The sequence below is a fragment of the Alicyclobacillus hesperidum genome (assembly GCF_900107035.1).
In the GTDB taxonomy this organism is placed as follows: domain Bacteria; phylum Bacillota; class Bacilli; order Alicyclobacillales; family Alicyclobacillaceae; genus Alicyclobacillus; species Alicyclobacillus hesperidum.
Map to the genome: position 1 here is coordinate 21,926 of NZ_FNOJ01000024.1, position 6,718 is coordinate 28,643.

Consider the following 6,718-nt stretch of genomic DNA (forward strand, 5'->3'; position numbering starts at 1 on the left):
CCGATTTCAATCCGTGAATATATGGTGTCCAATTGTCATAATTTCAGGGCGCGCCCACATCCATGCGTTGTTTGTTTTTGCTGGATTAAAATAAAACAACGCCCCATGTGTGGGATCCCATCCTGCGACAGCATCTGCCACAGCACGCCGAGCTTCTGCATTTGGCTGAAGGTTGATTTGACCGTCATTTACACAATCAAAAGCCCCGGGTGCATAGACAATGGCAGGAATGGTTTTGGGAAACTTCGGATCATGTAGACGATTTAAAATCACGGCTGCAATCGCGACTTGACCTTCAAACGGCTCACCCCTGGCCTCACCATAAACGACATGGGCCATAAGGTTTAAATCGCTTGCACTCAAACCAGCCGAACCGTGAGAAAACCCATCACCGGCCACTACAGTTGCGGGAGATAGCCCGCTCGCCCCACCTGCGTTGCTCCCCGAGTTGGTTCCACCATTGGAGTCCATGTGATAATTCCAATTTGGCGTAGCTTTGACGAGCGCCTGCTTGGTTGCCATATCTACGTCTCCTGTGACAGGCAACCCAAAATTGTACTGAAACGTACGAACTGCCCAGTATGTTTTCCACCCAAAAATGCCGTCGTTCTTTCCCCAGTAGTATCCAAGCAAATGCAGCCGCCCTTGTAACTCATTGACGTCGTAACCCTCGCTGCCATAAATCAAATTGCGAGCAGTGAACGCCTTAACCTGCGAAGGCAGGGATGTTATGGTCAAGGCACACGTCAGGACTGTAAAGGCAATCCATTTACCCAAGTGGACAGAGCGAAATCCGCTTCGCACCAGACGTTCCCCTTTCCTATCGAGAATCCAAATGCACGTCTAGTGTCCCATCGCGCGAAAAAAAATATGCCCGGGCTTCCAGCCCGGGCACACACAACAAAAATAAAACTTTCTTATGCCAATGGTTCGATATCAAAATCCCGATCGTTATCGCAAAGGCAACGCTTGAACCCCGTCTCAATATGACCTTTTCCATCGCGCACTCCGCGTAAAATAAAGGTCTCACCGCACACGCGGCAACGAATGTGTACCTTTATTCGATGAATGGCCGGCGCCACAGGCTCCGGAACCGCCATAAACGTTTCAGATCCCATCGTCGTTCCTCCTCGACAAACAACAGTCTATCTATATGATGGTTAGGAAATCCAACCACGCCAGCGACTGGCCTCGGCCAGACGTTGCACCCCAACAATGTAAGCAGCCACTCGCATATTGACTTGATATTTAACCGCGGTTTGATATACGCGGTGAAAACTTGTTCGCACGCGCGAATCGAGCCTAGAATGTACCTCGGGCTCCTCCCAGTAATATCCTTGATTATTCTGCACCCACTCGAAGTACGACACGATAACATCCCCCGAAAACGATACAACATCCGGAACAACCAGAATTTCGCGCTCAGTTAGGATGTCGAGTGCATCGTGAGTTGTCGGCGCGTTGGTCGCTTCGACAATGATCGAAGCCTGAATGCGGCTGGCGTTCTCTTCTGTAATTTGGCTACCTGTAGCCGCTGGAATTAAGACGTCACAAGGCATCTCCAAGAGTTCTTTGTTCGACAATACATTTCTATACAACCGTGTTACCGTGCCAAAGGAATCTCTGCGCTCCAACAGTTCGTCGACGTCGAGACCGTCTTCGCGGTACAGCGCACCATATGCGTCCGCAACGCCAACAACTTTCGCACCGCGATCGTGCAAATACTTAGCAATATAGCTACCGATGCCGCCGAATCCTTGGACAATGACGCGAGCTCCTTCTAACCGTATATCGCGATGTTTAGCTGATTCTTCAATGGTGATGGCCACTCCTCGGGCCGCAGCGCCATCGCGACCACGTGTGCCGCCTAATATAACTGGCTTTCCCGTAATAAATCCAGGGCTGTCAGATTCCCGCAAGTGAGAATATTCGTCAAACATCCAAGCTATATTCTGAGAGTTGCTAAACACATCGGGAGCCGGGATGTCCTTTGCTGGACCGACGATTTGGCTGATAGCTCGGACATACGCCCGGCTGACACGTTCGATCTCAGCAAACGACATATCGCGCGGATCGCACACAATGCCGCCTTTACCACCGCCAAAAGGTAAGTCTGCAATGCCACAGCGGATGGACATCCATATCGCCGAAGCCTCAATTTCCGCTTGAGAGAGATCTGGGTGCAGTCGAATACCGCCCTTCGTAGGCCCAACCGAATCGTTGTGTTGAGCTCGATACCCAGTAAAGACCTTCACGGTCCCATCGTCCATCTTAACCGGGAACCGCACCGTCAAAACACGGAGCGGTAATTTGAGTAGATCATACACCTCACGGCCGTAGCCCAGAACCTGAAGAGCCTGCTCGATGATACTCTGTGTATCCTCAAGTATATATGTACCGTCGGTGCGCTTGTCCTCAAACGAAGCGGATTCTGACTGTGTCACAAACACTAACCACCTTTGCGAAAATCAATACATTAGGACAGCCCTAGTATACACCCGTACCCACGATCATAAAAGAACTGGGCTTTACACAAAAACAGAGTAACTAGACAATGGTCTAGTTACTCTTTCACGTCATTTAGAGTGGAAAACGTTGAACAATTGCTTCAAGGGCATTTTCCGCGATCACGGTCTTGCCATATTCCTTCAACACAGCTTCCGTTGAGCTGCTTACACTTCCATACTCGGACAAGATGGAAGCAACCAATTGCCAGCGTTCCGAATCCAATGCATCAGCAATTAAAAGCTCATAGCGGTCTTTATAGTAAAACAACGATGTATTGATCTGGTAAGGTAGTAAAGTATGGCACACGAAAACGAGATCATCAAAATCGCTGAACGAAAAGACCATATATGAATCCGCTCGGGATTGAAACCCAGGCTCGCGGCTAAATAAAGTCGTCGCATTATCATCGTCGTCTTCCATATCGCTCTCATCCGAAGTCGCCCCCGGTATGCTCGGGATACGAGTGACAATGACCACCACGCCTTCAGTTGGCATCGTGAACGCCTCAACGGAAATGGGGCCGGCAATTTCAAAACCGACTTCCATATATGCCGTCTCCATCATATCCCAAAACAGATCCTGGACTTTTTTCCCGTTGTGCCAGATCTCGTCGCGATCAATACCTCGCTCTTCAAGGTCATCGTAACTGATGAAGATTCGTACTTTATCTCGGGCAATCCGTTCCACTCTCATTCGGCGTTCCCTCCTTTGTTGCGATGGTGGTGTTGGGGTAACGACGTGTACTGTATATTATAACGCATTTGCGAGCCGTGTCATGGCTTCTGCATAGATTTCAATCGATCTTAAAAAGTCGTCAATTTCCCAATACTCGTCAGCCTGGTGCGCCAAGCTTGGTTTTTCCGGAAACCGCGCACCAAAAGCCACCGCATTTGGAATAGCCCGCGCGTAGGTCACGCCTCCTGTCGTCAGGGGCGAAATGTCCTCTTTAAAAAATTGCTTGTATACTTCCATGAGTGTCTGTACGAGTGTAGAATTTGGATCGACCCTCAGAGGATCCATGTGCTCGACTAACGTTATCCGCCACCGGTCAGGCAAATAATTGGACATCGACTTCAGTAGTTCATCAATCGATTGATCGGCAGGATAACGAATGTTGAGGTGAAATCGATACACTCCATCTCGTAATTCGCCAGTCCCGACGTTCATGGTTAGAGGACCTGTTTCTCCATCGTCGTGATCGATTCCTAAAGCCCTTCCGAAGTAGTCCCACGATCCAACACTTCTCCACATCGAGCAGTTAGAAACGGTCGCCGTTCCCAATAGTTGAGCAAGTTGAACGATTGCATTAATCCCAACTTCAGGTCTGGAGGCGTGCGCAGACCTTCCCTCGACAGTCAAGTCGACGAAACAACTGCGTACTTCCGAATGCAACGAGACCTGTAAGTCCTTTGCTACCTTGCGGAACTTGATCCCGAGTTCACGCGCTGCGGTCTCCGAGTGACAATCAACAGTTGCACGAGCCACCTCAGGGACCATGTTATATCGCGTCCCTCCGGAGAACATTTGGATCTGGGCAGCCAATGAATCTGCTTCGGCCGGAACTTCAATACACAAAGTCGCCATACCTTTTTCGGCATATATCAAAGGAAACTGGGCATCTGGCGTGAAACCGCCAATCGGCTTTGACTCATACCGAAAATAGTGTTCGACACATTGCCAGTCCGACTCCTCGTCGAGCCCGAAAATGAGCCGTATTTTGCGCCTCGGTACGACTCCTGCTTCTTGCAGCGCGAATAAGGCCCAAAGCGCACTCATGGCTGGTCCTTTATCGTCAATAGCTCCCCGTCCGTAAATACGCCCCTGGTCAATGACGCCGCCAAAAGGCGGATATGTCCAGCCTTCGCCGGCAGGAACCACATCCAGATGCGCTAAAACAGCTATGTATTCATCCCCGGTGCCATATTCGACATGTCCTGCGTATCCATTTACATTTTTTGTGGCCAGATGCCGACTTTCAGCCAATTGCAACATGTAGGACAATGCCTCAGCAGGCCCCGCTCCAAATGGGCCCCCGGGGACAGGATGCGACTTGACGCTCTCAATCGCCAAAAGCCGCTGAAACGATGCAATGATCTCCGGTTCGTGCTGTGTTACAAAGTTGCCGATCACAAGATCATTCCCTCAATTGAATTCACCAGATCACACAACACCCTATTTAGGTTGAAGCGCGTTCCACGATGTTGTGTAACAAGGTTACCGTATAATTGTCCACAGGCTCGTCCTGAAGCAGTTTGGTTAATAGACGCATCGATACAGCCCCAAAATCGTACATCGGCTGTGCAATCACAGTCATTTCTGGACGAACCATCACTGCCAACCTCGTATTATCGAAAGCGATGACCTTCACATCCTCCGGCACACGGCGCCCCATGTCCTGTACAGCATGAATAGTCGCCAGCCCCAACTCATCCGAAGCGGCAACGACACCGTCCAAGTCATGTGCTTCAAAATACGCCCGAATTACGGGCAATGCAACCTCGTAACGACCTTTTCCCGTACGTATCACGTGTAACTCATGATCCCGCATACGGTTTTCTGCGCCTTGCAAGCGGCGATCCGCCACGACTGAAACACCTTCATCAGTCGTAATAAACCCGATCCTTTTGCATCCCCTCTCGAGCAAATAGTGAACAGCATCTCGGCCTGACCTATAGTTATCGATATTGACAGACGGAATGCGACGCTCCGGGTCTTCCGTTGCGCATAGAACAACTGGGATTTGAGCTTCTTCAAACGCATCAATTTCACGGGAACTTAATACATTAGTCATATAGATAATACCATCAACCTGCTTTTCCCACATTGTCCCAATCAAACTAACTTCGCGATCCACCTGTGCGTCGGAGTTCACAAGGATGATGTGATAATCGTACATGTTGGCAATGTCCTCAATTCCGCGCACCATCTCTGCGACGAAAGCTGCCGAGACGTCAGGTACAATGACGCCAATTGTCCGAGTACGTTTACTAGCTAGTCCGCGAGCCACAGCATTTGGACGATAACCCAGTCGCGCAATGGCATCTAAGACCCGCTTCTTTGTGTCCTCTTTGACAACAGCAGTACCATTGATCACACGCGACACGGTCGCCATCGACACTTTCGCTTCTCTTGCTACATCATATATTGTTACGGGCACTCTGCCACCTCCGTTGAGCTCCACGACGCACAAAACAGCGAACGTGGACGTGTATCCCTATTATAATCAAAAACGTGCCAGCAAAGCCTCATTCTTCACCAAATCATCACTTTCTTAACTCGAGGAGACATTCCTTATATACCAGACTGATTTAGAGAACACAAAAAAGGAGCTCGGTATACCCAAGCCCTTTAACTACATATTATAGTGCGTATGGTGCGGGTGAAGGGACTCGAACCCCCACGGTTTCCCGCCAGAACCTAAATCTGGTGCGTCTGCCAATTCCGCCACACCCGCAAATATCTCTTGCCTGGCAACGACCTACCTTCCCAGTCCCTCTCGAGACAAGTATTCTCGGCGCTGGAGGTCTTCACGTCCGTGTTCGGGATGGGTACGGGTGTTTCCCCTCCGCTATGGTCACCAGACTAGTGCGCTTCGTTCGCTCCTCGCTCACACGGCTTCGGCCTTCGGCCTGCAGATGTGTTCGCTCGGACCCAACTTCGCTTCAGATGGTGTTTCACGCAACCCTTGCGCTGTGTTCGTTTGTCCTGGCGCTCACGTGGCTTTGGCTCTCGCCTGCCGGTGTGCTTGCTCGAACCAAACTGCGCTTCAGATGATGTTTCACGCAACCCTTGTGCGGTGTTCGTTTGTTCTGGCGCTCACGTGGCTTTGGCTTTCGCCTGCAGATGTGTTCGCTCAGACCAAACTGCGCTTCGGGTTGTCTACTGCTATGTACCTTTGCTTCTGCTATGAAATGACCTTGCTTGCGGGTGAAGCCCTCGACCGATTCGTATCTGTCCGCTCCACGTATCACTACGCTTCCACGCCAGACCGATCTACCTTGTCTTCTTCAAGGGGTCTTACTCTGTTGTCCAGATGGGATACGTTATCTTGAGGCGGGCTTCGCGCTTAGATGCTTTCAGCGCTTATCCCTTCCCGACTTGGCTACCCAGCGGTGCTCCTGGCGGAACAACTGGTACACCAGCGGTCGGTTCATCCCGGTCCTCTCGTACTAAGGACGAACCCTCTCACGTATCCTGCGCCCGCGGCAGA

The 6,718-nt window shown here is 50.6% G+C and carries 6 protein-coding genes, 1 tRNA gene and 2 rRNA genes; all 9 read right to left on the reverse strand.

What is annotated here, in order from left to right:
- Positions 1 to 6 precede the first annotated feature (6 nt).
- Positions 7 to 804 (reverse strand): spore cortex-lytic enzyme, encoded by a 798-nt coding sequence (gene sleB / locus BLU70_RS13080; protein ID WP_006447492.1) that lies wholly within the window; start codon positions 802 to 804, stop codon positions 7 to 9.
- Between the two features lie 113 nt (positions 805 to 917).
- Complete coding sequence (locus tag BLU70_RS13085; RefSeq protein ID WP_040289995.1) at positions 918 to 1,118, reverse strand: hypothetical protein; 201 nt, start codon at positions 1,116 to 1,118, stop codon at positions 918 to 920.
- A 42-nt stretch (positions 1,119 to 1,160) separates the two neighbouring features.
- Complete coding sequence (locus BLU70_RS13090) at positions 1,161 to 2,450, reverse strand: Glu/Leu/Phe/Val family dehydrogenase (protein WP_006447491.1); 1,290 nt, start codon at positions 2,448 to 2,450, stop codon at positions 1,161 to 1,163.
- A 130-nt stretch (positions 2,451 to 2,580) separates the two neighbouring features.
- Positions 2,581 to 3,201 (reverse strand): adaptor protein MecA, encoded by a 621-nt coding sequence (locus BLU70_RS13095; RefSeq protein WP_074693746.1) that lies wholly within the window; start codon positions 3,199 to 3,201, stop codon positions 2,581 to 2,583.
- A 57-nt stretch (positions 3,202 to 3,258) separates the two neighbouring features.
- On the reverse strand, positions 3,259 to 4,638 hold the full coding sequence (pepV, locus tag BLU70_RS13100) for a dipeptidase PepV (protein WP_074693747.1): 1,380 nt from the start codon (positions 4,636 to 4,638) through the stop codon (positions 3,259 to 3,261).
- 46 nt (positions 4,639 to 4,684) lie between these two features.
- On the reverse strand, positions 4,685 to 5,665 hold the full coding sequence (locus BLU70_RS13105; RefSeq protein WP_074693748.1) for a substrate-binding domain-containing protein: 981 nt from the start codon (positions 5,663 to 5,665) through the stop codon (positions 4,685 to 4,687).
- 214 nt (positions 5,666 to 5,879) lie between these two features.
- Positions 5,880 to 5,962: transfer RNA gene (locus tag BLU70_RS13110), tRNA-Leu, on the reverse strand.
- Between the two features lie 11 nt (positions 5,963 to 5,973).
- Positions 5,974 to 6,090: ribosomal RNA gene (rrf, locus tag BLU70_RS13115) — 5S ribosomal RNA — on the reverse strand.
- Between the two features lie 342 nt (positions 6,091 to 6,432).
- Positions 6,433 to 6,718, reverse strand: a 23S ribosomal RNA gene (locus tag BLU70_RS13120); the annotation flags it as partial.